Origin of the sequence: Streptomyces sp. NBC_01217, assembly GCF_035994185.1 — a bacterium.
Classification (GTDB): domain Bacteria; phylum Actinomycetota; class Actinomycetes; order Streptomycetales; family Streptomycetaceae; genus Streptomyces.
The window spans coordinates 4310425-4325744 of record NZ_CP108538.1; the positions used below are offsets into that span (position 1 = coordinate 4310425).

Below are 15320 nucleotides of genomic sequence, written 5' to 3' on the forward strand. Positions count from 1 at the left end.
AAGAGCCCTTCGAGGTCCGAAAAGAGAAGAAGGGGTCGCAGCGGAATGGAACACGCAGATGCGACTTGAGGTGATCGTATGGCCGGGGCGGCAGTTGACCGTCAACAATTTTTCCCCTGGTCCGGCCAATACCACAACACCGGTACAGACAGAAAAGACGAAAGGGTGCAGTTGCTTTCACTGCCTGTGCTTTCGCTGTGAGGAATGCCACATGACTCTGGACGCGTCGTACCCTGCTCGTCTGCGTGTGGCCCACGCTTCGCACACCGGTCACTCGTGATGTCCGTGAGGTCTGGGAGATCTCCTTCTCCGAGCCGGCTCACAGCGCTCGGGCCGCTGCGGGAACCTCACTGACACGAGGCACGCCGGGACCATGAAGCGAGCGCTCCGGAAAGGTGATTGGCCGCATCCGTTGTCGACCATGAACGCCTCGGAAATGCGGCACCGCCCAACCACGCGCCCGCTGGTGCTGTGACCGCACGGGTTCGCCGGGCTGCGTTCAGGCCGCCTGTGACTCGCAGCGATACCCGGCCACTCGCAGCGTGAATGGCCACTCCCGTTGCGGCATCGAGCGATGAGTTCCGATACGAAAAGAGGTCTTCTTGAACGGACGTGCCCGTGAGGTGCCGGTGGAGGCGCCGCCCAGTCCTCGGGTCGTGGGCACATACGAACTCGATCAAGCTTGATGACCGGTAAGGAGACTCCAGCGTGAGCGACATTGTGATCCGGAAGCTCGTCCGGCCTGAGCGCGCAGTATCGGGCCCGTGGCTGGAGGTGATCGCCTCGAATCTCGATTACCACCGAGCGACCTTCTTGTGGAAGTGCGAGGGCCTCTCGGATGCACAACTGCGGCTACGTCCTGTGAGGTCGTCGGCGTTGACCCTGCTGGGGCTCATGCGTCATCTACAGGGGGTCGAACGTGCCTGGTTCCAGCGGACGTTGGCAGGCACGACACCTCGCTTCTTCCCCTATCGGACCTACGTCACCGCTGATGGTGGCGAGTGGTACGACGAGTCGGACGCTACGCCGGCCAGGGACGTCTACGAGGACTACCTGAAGGCGTGCGAGGAGTCGCGGCAGGTATTCGCGAAGGTGACCGTCGACCTCGCGCGCATCGTGCCGAACCGGGAATTCGGTGACACCGATGTGCGGTTCGTCCTTGAGCACGTGATCGAGGAGTACGCCCGCCACGTCGGCCATGCGGACCTCCTCCGTGAGGCCATCGATGGCGCCGTCGGCGAGTAGCCGACCGCCCCAGCGGATGCCTTTCTCGCATCGGCTGCGGGCGCGTTCCTTGCATTTGGCGGCCAGGACGTCGCGGTGGCGGGCGTTGGTGTTGCGCCACCGCAGGTATGCGTACAACGCCCGGTCTGCGCGGTGTGGTTGGGGTAGTTCGAGTTGGCGATGGTGAACCGCCTCAGCGGTCCGAAGTGGGCTTCGATGAGGTTGACCCACGAGGCGTAGGTCGGCGTGAGGCACAACTCGACCTTGTGCTTCGCCGCCCGGCGCCGGGCGTCGGCGCCCCTGTGGGCGGACAGGTTGTCCAGGATCACGCAGATCGGGGCGCCGTCGGGCCGGCCGGCGCGGATCGATTTCAGCGCGGACAGTGTGTTCCCGGTGCCCTTCTTGCGCCGGTTGACGCCCACAGGGTGTCGTCGCCGACCGAATAGCAGCCGTCGCAAGCGGGGCACCACAGTGAGGCCGCGTTGCGGCATCGTCTTTGGGCCCTTCCGGCCTGTCCGGCACGCGTCTCGTCGTGGGTGCTCACCGAGGGCATGAGACGGTCCGCCTCCGCGGGTGTCGCGCCGGGTGGCACGACCAGCGGATCACAGCGCCCGGCGCCGTAGGAGGGCAGGCAGATCGCACTCGGGCTCTCCCCGGCGTCGAAGCGGTTGATGTGGACCGTACGGTCGGCGAGGGTCAGTGTGCTGGGCCCGGTGTGCCACAAGGGCCGGCTCACCATGATCCTGTCGACGTACGGCCACCGCTCGCCCAACGCCGCCACGCACCGTCCAGCCTGTGCCGCACGGCGCCCGGGGGCAGCACTGTGCTCCTGCGCACTCCAGCCGGACCGGGGCGGACCGTTCCCCCCGATGTGCAGGCGTAGACTCGCGCAGCACCGAGCCGCCGAGCCGAATTCCGCCGTGCCCGGATTTCTTTCACGTCCTGCGCGATCCCCCAACAGTCGGGTGCCTGACTCCAGGTACCGGACAGCCAGGTCCATGGTCATCACCGCGGCCCTCCGGCCTGCCGTAGACCGGCGTACCGGAGCTCCGCTTCCGAGGGGACAGCTTTGAAACTCAACGAACTGCTGGACGGGCACACCCACCAGGTGCTTCAGGGCTCCATCGGAACGCGAATCAGCGGAGGAATGCACTTCGACGCCCACCGCATGACCCGTGGCTCGCTGTACATCGCGGTACCGGGCCACCGCGAAGGCGGCCCCGAAGCCATTACGCGTGCCGTGGAACTCGGAGCGGTGGCGGTCCTGGTGGAAGGCACGGGCGTCGTCGTCCCGGACGGGGTGTGCGTCGTAGGCGTACCGGACATCCGGGTCGCGGCCTCGGCTGTCGCCGCCCGCTACTACGGCGAGCCCGGTCGGGCGATGGATATGGTGGCGATCACCGGCACCAACGGAAAGACCTCGGTGTCGTACATGGTCGAGTCGGTCCTCCGGATCGCCGAGGGTGCGAGGGTCGGGGTCATCGGGACGGCCGGCAGCCGCATCGGCGACGACCCGGTGCCGATGCCGCACTCGGTCCTGACCACGCCGGAGTCGCCGGACCTGCAGTACCTGCTCGGTCACATGCGCGACCGCCGCACGGGCAGTGTCGTGCTGGAGGCCACCTCGATGGCGCTGCTGACCCATCGCGTGGACGACGCCCACATAGACGTCGGCGTATTCACCAACCTGACCCAGGATCACCTGGACGACCACGGCACGATGGAGAGCTACCGGAACGCAAAACTGCGGCTCTTCCAGGGCCTGTGCCGCCATGCCGTCGTCAACGCCGACGACCCGGTGAGCGCCTGGATCCAGCGCCTGATGCCGGGGGCCGGGGCGGTCACCACGTACGCCCTGGACACCGACGCCGACGTGGACTACCGGGCGACCGACCTCTCCATGGACGCCACCGGCAGCCGGTTCACCCTCCACCACCAGGGGCGTACGTACCCTGCGTCCATCCCCGTCCCCGGACGGTTCTCGGTGTCCAATGCCCTCGCCACGGTCGCCGCCTGCCACGCCCTCGGCCACGACCTGGGCGCCCTCGTCGCCGCCCTGCGGCTGATGCCGCCGGTCCCGGGCAGGCTGGAGCGCCACGTAACCCCGCTCGGCACCTCCGTGATCGTGGACTACGCCCACTCCCCGGACTCGCTGGAGAAGGTCCTGACCGCGATCCGCGGCTTCGCCACCGCCCACGTCATCACCGTCTTCGGCTGTGGCGGCGACCGCGACACCACCAAGCGGGCGGCCATGGGAGAGATCGCCGGCCGGCTCTCCGACCACTGCGTCCTCACCTCCGACAACCCCCGCACTGAAGATCCCGGAGCGATCCTCGACCAGATCACCCCCGGCATCGCCCCGACCGGCACCCCGTTCGAGCGGATCCCCGACCGGAGTCAGGCCATCCGTTTCGCCCTCGCCGCCGCCGGGCCCGACGACGTGGTCCTCGTCGCGGGGAAGGGCAGCGAGCCGCACCAGATCATCGGCGAGGAACTGCTTCCCTTCAGCGACATCGCCGTCGTACGGCAGCTCGCCGACGAGCTGTCGCTGTCACGGTCCGGGGCTGCTGGCGCCATCCCCCGCTAGTGTCTCGTGATTCCGTCAGCGTTACTTGATCTTGTATGGCAGGGTCTCTTGGTGTGGAGATCTCCGTGGAACAGGCCGCCGAGTTGCGGGAGTTGGTGAACAGCCGGGACGTTCCTGCGGACATCGCTACGCGGGGCCGGATCGTTCTGTGGTCGAGTGAGGGGCGTCGGCGCAAGGACATTGCGGAGCTGCTCGGGGTGTCGCTGCCGACCGTGGACCGCTGGAAGATCCGCTATGCCGAGCAGGGCCTGGCCGGGCTGGAAGGTGAGCGTCCCGGTGGCGCGCGGGAACAGGTGCCGGCGCGGGTGCGGGCCCGGGTGATTGCGCTGACGCGCATGACGCCGCCGGACGGCACGGGGCTTTCGCGCTGGTCCACGCGGGAGTTGGCGAAGTATCTGGAGCGGGCCGAGAACATCACCGTGTCCTGGCACTACATCGCGCGCGTCTGGCGGGAGGAGAGCCTGAAGCCGCACCGGTCCGGCACCTTCAAGATTTCCAAAGATCCCGCGTTCGCGGAGAAGGTGGCCGACGTGATCGGCCTGTATCTGGCCCCGCCGGGCGGCGCGGTGGTCCTCTCGATCGACGAGAAGACGCAGATCCAGGCGCTGGACCGGACCCAGCCGGTGCTGCCGGTCGCCTTCGCGGCGAGCGAGAAGCGCACCGCCGACTACGTCCGGCACGGCACCACGAACCTGTTCGCCGCCCTGAACGTGACCACTGGTGAAGTGCTCGGCGAGTGCAGGCCGACCCGGAACGGCAAGGATTTCCTGGCCTTCTTGAAGAAGGCGGTGAAACCGCACGCCGGGAAGGACATCCATGTCGTCCTGGACAACCTCTCGACGCACACCACCCCGGAGGTCAAGGAGTGGCTGGTCAAGAACCCGCAAGTCCACTTCCATTTCACTCCCGTCGGTTCCTCGTGGCTGAACCAGATCGAGATCTGGTTCGGAATCCTGACCCGGCAGTCCATCCGCCGCGGCACGTTCTCCAGCGTCAACGTCCTGATCAAACAGATCCGCGACTACATCAACTCCTGGAACACGACAGCGAAACCGTTCACTTGGACCGCGACCGCCGGCGAGGTCCTCGCGAAGGTCCGACTCGTCGCGACCAACGTGAAGAAACTCGTTAATAACAACTCGAACTGACATGAACAGGATCACGAGACACTAGGAGGCGTCCGACGAATGTTCACGCTGGGGTTCTGGTGCGCCTCGGCACCTCCTCCTCGAAATGGTCATCGGGGTGCAACCGCGGTGGACGTGCACAGCGCCCCGATGCTCGTGCCCAGCCGAGCGGTCAACAGCGGTGACAGGGCGCCGAGAGACCACACCGGGAGCACCTCCAGCGCGGCGTATCGCCAGGTCAGGGCATATGCGGCCGTCGCAATCACCGGTGGTCCCCAAGCTCGGAGCGCGAATTCGATTCCCGTCACCCGCTCCATGACGAAGGCCCAGGTCAGACACCGGGGCCCTATTTGTTGTCGGCTGACAGCGGTGTCACAGGCCCCTGGGTGCTGCTAGAGCCATTCCGTTCGGCAAGGGTCGAGGTGAGGATGTCGACCCCGCCGTCGTATGGGCGGAAAAGCCGTCCGAGGCCCCTCGGCGGCAGGCTGTGGAAATGCACCCACCGGTCCGGGTGAGCTGTGCGTAGCAGGTGTCCCGGTGGAAGCGTGGCACCCCAGTTGAATTCCCACGCTCTGTCGAAGTCCCGCAGGGCGTTGGCCCGGGACGTCATGGGCCCTCCGTCCCGTTCGGTCGGAAAACTGCAGGGTCCGTTCCTCGCGGCAACGCGGGCGGAAGGCTTCGGTGATCGAGACGCTGACGGACGTCCGTCGGAAGGACAACTCGCCCATTCACGTCCGAAGGTCGAGCGTCGGAAGGGCGCTCCGCGTTTTCTCAGGTGATGGTGACGACACGTGCCCAGGGCGGCGGGGTGTCCGGGACGTAGTCGGGGTTCTCTTCTTCCGCAGCGCGGAAGGGGCGGGGGAAGAGGCCGACAACGGTGCGGCAGGGCGGCTGCGCGGTGGGCCACGGTGTCTGAGCGTCCGTCAGGGCGACGATCACGTCCGGGTGGGGCCGGGAGCGGAGAGCCCGGGCGAAGCCGGAGCGCAGATCCGTTCCTCCGCCGCCGACCAGTTCGATGTTCTCGGCGCGGCAGAGCGGGACGGCGACCCCGGCCGCCGCGTCGCAGGAGATCACCGAGACCAGGTCGCGCCGCCCGCCCACCGCCCGTGAGATCGCCGCCACCTCCAGCAGCGCGCTGCCCAGCTCGGCGTCGCTCACCGACCCGGAGGTGTCGATCACGACGCAGACCCGGGGCGGCGTATGGCGCAGGCTCGGCAGCAGCACTCCGGGGACACTGGCCGAGCGCCGGGACGGACGCCGGTAGCTGTGGTCCTCGCCCACCCCCGGCGCACTTGCCGCGGAGCGGATCGCCGCCCCCAGCAACCGCCGCCACGGCTGAGGTGGATGGAACGCCTCGTCGGCCCACCGGCGCCATCCCTCCGGAGCGTCGCCCGGCCGGCCCCTGATCCCCTCGGCCACCCGGAAGCGGACCGCGTCCCGCTGCTGCTTGCTCAGCCCGTGTGCCCCGTCGGGCCCCAGCTCCCACGGTCGGCCCTGCCCGTCGGCACCGCTGCCGCAGTCCAGCCAGGCCAAGTCCCCGGTGAGCCCTGACATCGACGCCCTCCGCAGGTACTCCTCCATCAGCAACCCGTCGGGCAGCCGCAGCAGAGACGGCAGCACCGCCCCGGCAGGCAGGGGCAGACCGTCACCGTAGATGTCGTCGTTGATCTCGAAGTCGGCGGCGATGTTCCGCCGCAGCCGAGCGCCCGGCCCGTATTCCTCGTGCTCCCGCGCATACCGCTCACCCCGCCCGTGGTGGTCCCGGAGCAGATGGGAGACCTCGTGCACCCAGACGCCCGCCAGTTCCTCCACCGGGGTGCGCTCCACGAAGCCGGGGGCGACGTAGCAGCGCCAGTGTGCGTCCACCGCCATCGTCGGCACCGACCGGTCCTCCACCACGTGCAGCGCGAAGAGTGCGCTTGCCAGGTAGGGGCGGACCTTCACCGCGTGCAGCCGGGCGGTCAGCAGTTTCTCCACGTCCAGCGGAAGTCCGGGCGCTCCGTACGGCGTGCCGGAGCCGGCCGGTGGCGTCGGCACGGTGGCCCGCACCGGGCGCGGCGGCGCGGGCCGGGCCATCGGGCGCGGCAGAGGGTGCTTCGCGCCCCCCGTCATCGGCGTGCCCTCGCCGCACGCCTGGCGTCGGCCGCCGCCGCGACCCGCCCCACCGACCGGTCCGCCTGTCGGGCGAGACCAATCACCCCGACCAGCCGCTCCACCGCCGCCGGCACCTCCCAGTCGTCGCGCCGCAGCGAGGCCAGCGTCGTCGCGGGGGCGACCAGCAGGTCCGGGGGGCCGGTCTCCAGCGCCCGGACCAGCACCGCCCAGCCCGCCTCCCACCGTGCCCGCTCGGGCCGCGCCCCGACGGCGGCCACCACCGCCTCCAGCGCAGCCTGACGCAGATCGCCCCGCACCGGCAGTTCGGCGGAGGCCGGATCGGCGAGCAGCGACTCCGGGTCCGGCAGGTCCATCCGGTCCAGATGGGCAAGGAGTTCGAGCCCCGGCCCGTCCCCCACCGTGCCCCGCACCAGCAGTGCCAGCACCTCACGGGAGACGGAGGCCGCCGTACCGAAGGCAAGCAGGGCCAACGCGGCCTCCCAGCTCCGGGGCGAGGGCCAGGCACCGCCGCGCCGTGTCTCCGTGCTAGGCAGCCGGTGGATCAGCGTCGGCCGGGCCTCCAGGAATCCGCAGACCGCGCGCCGGGCGAAAGCAACCGCCTCCGGCAAGCGCTCCGGCACCAGCCGGGGCAGCTCCGCCCGGGGCCAGACCCCGCCCAGCCCGCGCACCACCACCTCCCGGTCGTGCACCCAGTACAGATGCACGAACCGGTTGGCCAGCGGCGGGCTCAGCTCCCACCCGTCCGCCGCCGACGCGCTCGGATTGGCCGCGGCCACGATCCGTACCTCCGGCGGCAGTTGCAGCGCGCCGACCCTCCGCTCCAGGACGACCCGGAGCAGCGCCGCCTGGACGGCCGGTGTGGCGGTGGAGAGTTCGTCCAGGAAGAGCAGCCCCCGGCCGGCCCGCACCAGTTCCACGGCCCACTGCGGCGGCGCCATCGGCACCCCCTGCACCGCCGGGTCGTCTCCGACGATGGGCAGCCCTGAGAAGTCGGTCGGCTCGTGGACGCTGGCGATCACGGTCGTCAGCGGGAGGTCGAGGGAAGTGGCGAGCTGCGTCAGGGCCGCGGTCTTGCCGATGCCCGGCTCGCCCCAGAGCAGCACGGGCAGGTCGGCCGCGACGGCCAGAGTGAGGGCTTCGAGCTGCTCGTCGGGGCGCGGTTCGGTGGTGGTCGTGCGCAGGAGGGACAGGAGGTCGCCGGCGACGGCGAGTTGGGTGCCGGTCCCGGACGCGCCGACGGAGGTGGGCGCGGGCGCACCGGCAGGGGCGGGGGCGGGGGCGGGGGCGGGGGCGGGCAGGAGGGTGCTGGAGGTCATGGGCATCACCTTGGGTGGGATGAGGGAACGGAACGGGACGGAACGGCCCGTTCCGGATGTCGTGGGCGTGCAGCGCGCAATGCGCAGTGCGAGCACGGAACTCAGGTGGGACAGCCGGTCAGCTGGTCCTCGGGATCAGGCCGGTACGGGGCCGGGCCCGGCCGCTCTGCTTGAGGCGCATTGCGGGAGGCGTACGGCGGTCGAGTCGGGGGCGGTGACCCGCCCCCGCGTGCCTCGGGCCCGAGGCCTTTCCGCCCGCTGCCGAACCGGCACCGGGGTGCACGGCGACCAACCCCGAGCGGAAGAGCCCGTGGTCGATGCGGCGGGCCGCAGCCGACTCCAACTCCTCCCGCAGCGGCCCGTCGCGCAGGACCGCACCGGGACCGAGCAGCCCCTCGACCACGGCCAGGGCCCCGGCGATGTCGCCATGCCCCAGCCGCTCCCGGACCGCGGGCAGTGCCTCCGGGTCACGGTGCACCTCGTCGATGGCACGCAGGCAGGGCAGCGCGGGACCGCCGAGCGCCACCAGCAGTTCCTCCCGGCGCAGTTGTGCCGGGTCGTGATCGATCGCCGTAAGTGTCCCGTCCCGCAGCGCTATCCGGTGGACCTCACCCCGGCACTCCACCCGGTGCGGATCACCGGGCCGGGAGGCGGGGCCGGTCGCCGGTCCCGAGCTGGACAGCGCCGCTGAGCCGAACGCCGCCAGTGCTGTGGCGACGAGCGGATGCAGCCGATCGGTCGCGACCAGCCCGGCGCGCAGCAGCTCCAGATCCGGAAGGACCCGGGCCGCCGCATCCGGCAGCACCGGAAGCGCCGCAACCTCCTGCGGCGGCAGCGTCTCCCGCAGCGGCCGGAACGTCGGGGCATGGCTGTCGTCGGGGGCGACGAGTTCGAGCACGGCGCGACTCCGCGTACCGAGCCGTACGGTGAAGGCCCCGCGGGGGCAACCCTCTGCCTGCAACAGCAACTCCGCCTCGGCAGCCCAACTTGCCGACCCCCACGAGTAATCGTGGACGGCCGGCCGATCCGGCAAGTCCGGCATGTCTGGCCGAGCGGGTGCGTAAGGCCGGTCGGGCGGCACCAGGGATGACGCCTCGCCCGCACCGCACCGCCACGCCAGTTCGCCGCTCCGTTCGCAGTCCCAGAGATGCCGGTGCAGGTCGAGCCGGAAACGCCGGTTGGGATGCGGATGCGGATGCGGATGCGGAAGGCGCCCTGGGTCGTACCCGGACTCCTCCCACAGGGCCAGGGATATCCACTGCCCGGCGTCCGCCCAGGCCGGCGGTGTCCGCACCACCAGGTGCAGCGGCATGGCACCGGAGCTCCGGTATCGGGCCAGGGAGATGGTGAGTCCGGCGCGGAGCCGCCCGTCGGGGGCGATCCGGGGCATGTGCCAGCGGAGCAGATCCGGAGCCAGGCGGCGCAAATCCGCACGAAGGCGGGTGACAAGATCGGTGCCGTGGCGGTCACGCACGGCGCGCAGATCGAGATCGATATCGACCCGGGCGGCGGCGCATGCCCCGGCCCAGTCGCCGACCGCACGCCGTGCGGTCGCGGTCTCGATCATGGACGGTGGCACGGCGTACTCGCGCACGCGTTGCCACATCAACAGGTGGGCCGGAATCCTATTCGCGAAGTGGTGTGCCATCAGCACTCACCTTGCGCGAACGATTCCCCCGATCCGTACGAGGAGTAGTTCTTCATCCCCGGCATCATAAGCACCGCGATGAGGATCTGTCAGTCCCGCTCGATCGTCCATCGAACAGAGGCCTTACGACCACCCAGTGCCGGTTGATTCCCGGACTCGGAGCGCGAGTTCGATTCTCGTCACCCGCTTCATGCGGAAGCCCCAGGCCAATGGCCCAGGCTTCTTTGCTGTCCAGGCCTCGGATTGGACCCCCGCAGCTTCGTCCGTCAACCGACCTACCTATGTGGGGGGTTGATGCGGACCGACCGACGGCTCTCCGTCTCCTGAACCGGCTCCGGGGCGGCGCGAGCGAACGGCGAGCGCGGCCGACAGGGCGGGTGGCAGGGTGCGGCGCATGCACCCCCGAATGACGTGGATCAGGCCGTCGGTGAGCCCGAGCGCGATCTGCTGACGTTCCTGCCGGGTGAGTCCACCCCCTCCGCCAGCGCGATCCCCTTCGTGGCCCTGGCGCCTCAAGCATAGCGTTCACTCTCAGTCCATTGCAACACACACGGTGACAGTTGTTGCATTAAGGTCAACTCCATTGCAACGATTTCCCAGCTACAGCCTGCACTGATGGCAATTATGCGCAACGACTTCATTGCCAGATATATGAACGCAACGTAGCTTTTCCTTCATCGGAAACAACGGAGTGAAGGAGAGCACGATGCAGAAGTTCGACACACCCGCCCCGGTCTCGGCCGTCCTCGACATCCCTGCCGGACGCATCCGGTTCATCGCCTCCGACCGGGCCGACACCGCGGTGGAGGCCTGCCCGCGGACGCCTCGAAGAGCCGTGATGTGAAGGCTGCGGAGCAGATCGAGGTCGCATACGACGCCGGTGTCCTGCGGATCGAGGCCCCGGCGGCGAAGAACCGGATCCTCGGCAGCTCCGGGTCCGTCGAGGTGACCATCCAGCTGCCCGCCGGCTCCCGCATCGAGGCGAAGGCGGCCGGCGCCGAGTTCCGGGGCGTCGGGCGGCTCGGCGACGTTGCCTTCGAGGGCGCGCAGGGCTCGGTCGAGCTCGACGAGGCCGCGAGCACCCGCCTCACCCTCCTCGCCGGTGACGTCTCGGTCGGCCGCCTGGGCGGCCCCGCGGAGATCAGCACCCAAAAGGGCGACATCCACATCGCCGAGGCCGTACGCGGCACGGTCACGCTGCGCACCGAGTCCGGCGAGGTGTCGGTCGGCGCCGCCCGCGGAGTCTCCGCCTCCCTCGACGCCGGCACCGCCTACGGCCGGATCCACAACGCGCTCAAGAACACCGAAGGCGCCGCCGACCTGAACATCCACGCGACCACCGCCTACGGCGACATCACCGCCCGCAGCCTCTGAAGGAGCACCCCTCATGACCGACCTGGCCATCGCAGCGAACGGGCTGCGCAAGTCCTACGGCGACAAGACCGTGCTCGACGGCATCGACCTGGCAGTCTCCAAAGGAACGATCTTCTCCCTGCTCGGCCCGAACGGCGCCGGCAAGACCACCGCCGTCAAGATCCTCTCCACGCTCATCACCGCCGACGCCGGTGACCTGCACGTCGGCGGGCACGACCTGGCCACCGACCCCCAGGCGGTCCGTGCCGCGATCGGTGTCACCGGCCAGTTCTCCGCGGTCGACGGGCTGATCACCGGTGAGGAGAACATGCTCCTCATGGCGGACCTGCACCACCTCTCCCGCAGCGAGGGGCGGCGCACCGCCGCCGAACTCCTGGAGCGCTTCGACCTGGTGGAGGCGGCGAAGAAGCCCGCCTCCACCTACTCCGGCGGCATGAAGCGCCGCCTCGACCTCGCCATGACGCTGGTCGGCAACCCGCGGATCATCTTCCTCGACGAGCCGACCACCGGCCTCGACCCGCGCAGCCGCCACAACATGTGGGGCATCATCCGCGGCCTCGTCTCCGACGGCGTCACCGTCTTCCTCACCACCCAGTACCTGGATGAGGCCGACGAACTCGCCGACCGCATCGCTGTGTTGAACGACGGCAGGATCGCCGCCGAAGGGAGCGCCGAGGAGCTCAAGCGGCTCATCCCGGGCGGGCACGTGCGGCTGCGGTTCACCGACCCGGCCGCGTACCAGTCCGCCGCCGTCGCCCTGCGCGAGGTCACCCGGGACGACGAGGCACTGTCGCTGTCCGTCCCCAGCGACGGAAGCCAGCGCGAACTGCGCTCCCTCCTCGACCGGCTCGACTCCGCCGGCATCGAGGCGGACGAACTGACCGTCCACACCCCCGACCTCGACGACGTGTTCTTCGCCCTGACCGGCACCGCCGACATCCCCAACCAGCCCAGCCAGCCCGAGGAGACCGTCCGATGAGTTCCCTCTCCCTCGCCGTACGCGACTCGTCCACGATGCTGCGCCGCAACCTCCTGCACGCGCGGCGCTATCCGTCCCTCACCCTGAACCTGCTGCTCACCCCGATCATGCTGCTGTTGCTCTTCGTCTACATCTTCGGCGACACGATGAGCGCCGGAATCAGCGGCGGCACTCCGGACCGCTCCGCATACATCGCGTACATCGTCCCGGGCCTGCTGCTGATGACCATCGGCAGCACCGTGGTCGGAACCGCGGTGTCCGTCTCCAACGACATGACCGAGGGCATCATCGCCCGCTTCCGCACGATGGCGATCCACCGCCCTTCGGTGCTCGTCGGGCACGTCGTCGGCAGCGTGCTGCAGTCGGTCACGAGCGTGGTCCTCGTGGGCGCCGTCGCCGTGGCCATCGGCTTCCGGTCCACCGATGCCACGGCCCTGGAGTGGTTCGCGGCGTTCGGGCTGCTCGTGCTCTTCGCCCTGGCGCTCACCTGGATCGCGGTCGGCATGGGCCTGATCAGCCCGAACGCCGAGGCCGCCGGCAACAACGCGATGCCGCTGATCCTGCTGCCGCTCCTCTCCAGCGCCTTCACCCCGGTCGACTCCATGCCCGGCTGGTTCCAGCCGATCGCCGAGTACCAGCCGTTCACCCCCGCCATCGAAACCCTCCGCGGCCTCCTCCTCGGCACCGAGATCGGCCACAACGGGTGGCTCGCCATCGCCTGGTGCCTCGGCCTCACCGTGCTCGGCTACTTCTGGTCCAACGCGAAGTTCAACCGCGACCCGAAGTAACCGCCATGACAGCGCGGGCCCCCTCCCGCCAGCTGCTTGTGCATGAGGATGCAGGGTCGACCGTGCTGCCTGTCGGCGCGGCGGTCGATCTCCTGCCGGCCCAGTGAGCTCCAGAGAGCGAGGGCCGCGGGGTTGTTGTCCAGGACGGCGAGACGGACGGCGTTCCGTTCCTCGCTGCGGAACCGCTCCTGGACCAGCTCGGTCAGCAGCCGCCCGATGCCCTTGCGGCGAAACCTGCGGGCTCGGGCCTGCTACGTGTGACTGATCAAGGGAAGACCGCGCGCACCGTCATCGCACTCTCCTCGGTCATCGTCGCCGCCTGCGCCTTGACGGTGACGATCAAAGTCGTGAGCACCAGCACCGATACGCCACGGCTGCTGGATCCGGACACCGTGGCGCGGGCAGCGGCTGCCGCTGCGCGAGGGCAGAGCAAAGCCTCCACCGACGGCGTGACATGCCCGGCCGCCGTCGAGGCCAGGAAGGGCAACTCGTTCTGGTGCACCGTCTGGGAAGGCTCGAACGGAGAAACAGTGCATATGAAGGTCCTCGACGACCAAGGCGAACTCTCGGCCGACTGAGAGGGCGTCAAGCCCCTTGTCCCCCAGTCCGGTCAGCCCTCCTCCCGTTCGATCCACTCGCCGCCGCCCAACGGGTAGTCGTAGCCCGGTCGGCCGATGCCGGCACTCGTGCGGAACGGGGTGCCGCTGCTGTCGATGTGCACCGTGCCGCTGCGGGTGCCGCTGGACCATTCCAGGCTGAGGTCCCAGCGGACGTCGTGGGCCCTGGTGTGCGCGGTGATGTAAAAAACCTCCGGGTCGGACTCGCTGACCTTGTACGGGAAGTCGCGCTGGCCGTTCTTGACGGTGACCGTGGGGCTGCCGTTGTCGAGGTCGATGTCGAAGGACTTGGTGTCGACGCCACCTCCGCAGCCGACTCCCATCGCGTAGTCGTTCCAGGCGAGCGGCGCGCCCTTGGCGACGACGCGTACGTGCAGCGCCTCCAGGACGACCGTGTCCTGCCCGGCGCCCTGAACGGTCAGAGCGACCCGCTGCTCCCCCGAGGAGACCGCTCCGTAGGCGGCGGCCCAACGCGGCGCGTCCTGCTCGCTCGCGGGCGGGCCTACCTGCGCGGGTGCGCTGTCGACGAGGAAATGCTGGCTGCACGGGCTGTCGTAGACATAGGGGCGGGAGGCGACGTTCAGTGGTACGGCGGCGCTGCCGCTGGTGGGCTCGGCCGCGCCCTGCTCGCCGCTGACCTTGGATGTACCGGGCCCGGTCCTGCCCGGTTCGACGGTGGGGGCGGAGGCGGACGGCCCGCGGCTCCCACCGGCCGGGGAAGGGGGGGCGGAGTCTGTCGCCGACGGCCCTGTGGCTTCCGCCCTGCCGGTGACGCCGGCTGCCCGCCGGCCCTTCGAGTCGTTCTCGTCCCCGCCGAAGGGCACATTGACGGCGAGCGCCACGGCTCCCAGCACGGCGGCCACCGCGACGGAGGCGATCAGCGCGCTACGGCGCCGCCGTCGCGGCGCGGGCTTGCGCGGCACGTCGACGACTACCGATTCACCGTCCTGGCCGAGTCCGTGCGTGGACGCCGCGCCGGCCGAATCCGCCGGCGATCCGGTATCCACCGTCTCCGGCGAACCGGTTCCACGAGCCACCCCGGCTGAACCGGTCTCCTGAGCCGAGCCCGTCACACGGGCCGGATCCGCGGCGGTGTCACCCGCGTTCCTCGCCCCGGCCGCAGCGGCCTGGTCCGGCCTGCCTCTTCGTGCCGCGTCTGCCAGGATCCAGCGCCGGTGCAGCTCCACGAGCTCCTGCGGCGTTGCCCGGCACACCCGTGCGAGACGTTCCACCGGTGCGTACTCGTTGGGCACTGCGGTGCCGTTGCAGTAGCGGTGCAGCGTCGATGTGCTCATGTGCAGCCGCTTGGCCAGCACCCCGTAGCTCAGTCCCGAACGGTCCTTCAGCTCCAGCAGCAGCGCCGCGAACTCGTCCGCCCTTCCGGCCCCTTTCGCCTCCGGCACTCGTTCCACCATCCCCCACGTCCCATCCACGCGTTCCAGGGGAACTGTGTCTCCCCTGCTCAGAGCCCATTCCAGTGTTTCGGTGTCCCTGACTCCGCGCTGTCCATGGCGGCTGGGACGGATCACCCCACAAGCTCCAGTC

Annotated in this window: 10 protein-coding genes and 4 pseudogenes; 7 read left to right on the forward strand and 7 right to left on the reverse strand. The window is 69.7% G+C overall.

Annotation, left to right across the window (positions count from 1 at the left end; translation table 11 throughout):
• Positions 1-708 precede the first annotated feature (708 nt).
• Positions 709-1245 (forward strand): DinB family protein, encoded by a 537-nt coding sequence (locus OG507_RS18890; RefSeq protein ID WP_327368364.1) that lies wholly within the window; start codon positions 709-711, stop codon positions 1243-1245.
• Here OG507_RS18890 and OG507_RS18895 read toward each other — a convergent pair.
• Positions 1228-1675 (reverse strand): annotated as a pseudogene (locus OG507_RS18895) (transposase); the annotation flags it as partial. The gene OG507_RS18890 and the pseudogene OG507_RS18895 overlap by 18 nt on opposite strands.
• 111 nt (positions 1676-1786) lie before the next feature.
• A pseudogene (locus tag OG507_RS40400) lies at positions 1787-2230 on the reverse strand (DUF5994 family protein); the annotation flags it as partial.
• Between the two features lie 63 nt (positions 2231-2293).
• Between OG507_RS40400 and OG507_RS18900 the strand changes: the two are divergent.
• The gene (locus OG507_RS18900; protein WP_327368365.1) at positions 2294-3811 is read left to right on the forward strand and encodes a UDP-N-acetylmuramoyl-L-alanyl-D-glutamate--2,6-diaminopimelate ligase; all 1518 of its coding nucleotides are present in this window, start codon (positions 2294-2296) and stop codon (positions 3809-3811) included.
• 35 nt (positions 3812-3846) lie between these two features.
• Complete coding sequence (locus tag OG507_RS18905) at positions 3847-4959, forward strand: IS630 family transposase (RefSeq protein WP_327365137.1); 1113 nt, start codon at positions 3847-3849, stop codon at positions 4957-4959.
• 750 nt (positions 4960-5709) lie between these two features.
• On the opposite strand, the gene OG507_RS18910 is transcribed toward OG507_RS18905, so the two are convergent.
• From OG507_RS18910 to OG507_RS18920, 3 genes are all read right to left on the reverse strand, one after another.
• Entirely contained in the window at positions 5710-6915 is a 1206-nt protein-coding gene (locus tag OG507_RS18910) for a vWA domain-containing protein (RefSeq protein ID WP_327372026.1), read from the reverse strand.
• Between the two features lie 131 nt (positions 6916-7046).
• Positions 7047-8369, reverse strand: coding sequence for an AAA family ATPase (locus OG507_RS18915; RefSeq protein ID WP_327368366.1), 1323 nt, complete (start codon positions 8367-8369; stop codon positions 7047-7049).
• A gap of 118 nt (positions 8370-8487) precedes the next feature.
• A complete protein-coding gene (locus tag OG507_RS18920) occupies positions 8488-10017 on the reverse strand; it encodes a hypothetical protein (protein ID WP_327368367.1) in 1530 nt (509 codons plus the stop codon).
• 706 nt (positions 10018-10723) lie between these two features.
• On the opposite strand from OG507_RS18920, the pseudogene OG507_RS18925 reads away from it, so the two are divergent.
• The 3 genes and pseudogenes from OG507_RS18925 (at position 10724) to OG507_RS18935 (ending at position 13158) form a co-directional block, all read left to right on the forward strand.
• Positions 10724-11391 (forward strand): annotated as a pseudogene (locus OG507_RS18925) (DUF4097 family beta strand repeat-containing protein).
• Positions 11392-11404: 13 nt separating this feature from the next.
• Entirely contained in the window at positions 11405-12370 is a 966-nt protein-coding gene (locus tag OG507_RS18930) for an ATP-binding cassette domain-containing protein (RefSeq protein ID WP_327368368.1), read from the forward strand.
• Positions 12367-13158: an ABC transporter permease gene (locus tag OG507_RS18935; RefSeq protein WP_327368369.1), complete on the forward strand. Its 792-nt coding sequence runs from the start codon at positions 12367-12369 to the stop codon at positions 13156-13158. Before OG507_RS18930 ends, OG507_RS18935 begins: the two co-directional genes overlap by 4 nt.
• Here the strand turns inward: OG507_RS18935 and OG507_RS18940 are convergent.
• A pseudogene (locus OG507_RS18940) lies at positions 13116-13385 on the reverse strand (GNAT family N-acetyltransferase); the annotation flags it as partial. The gene OG507_RS18935 and the pseudogene OG507_RS18940 sit on opposite strands and share 43 nt — an antisense overlap.
• A gap of 120 nt (positions 13386-13505) precedes the next feature.
• On the opposite strand from OG507_RS18940, the gene OG507_RS18945 reads away from it, so the two are divergent.
• Complete coding sequence (locus OG507_RS18945; protein WP_327368370.1) at positions 13506-13736, forward strand: DUF4333 domain-containing protein; 231 nt, start codon at positions 13506-13508, stop codon at positions 13734-13736.
• A 32-nt stretch (positions 13737-13768) separates the two neighbouring features.
• Here the strand turns inward: OG507_RS18945 and OG507_RS18950 are convergent, their stop codons facing one another.
• On the reverse strand, positions 13769-15190 hold the full coding sequence (locus OG507_RS18950) for a helix-turn-helix domain-containing protein (RefSeq protein ID WP_327368371.1): 1422 nt from the start codon (positions 15188-15190) through the stop codon (positions 13769-13771).
• Positions 15191-15320 lie beyond the last annotated feature (130 nt).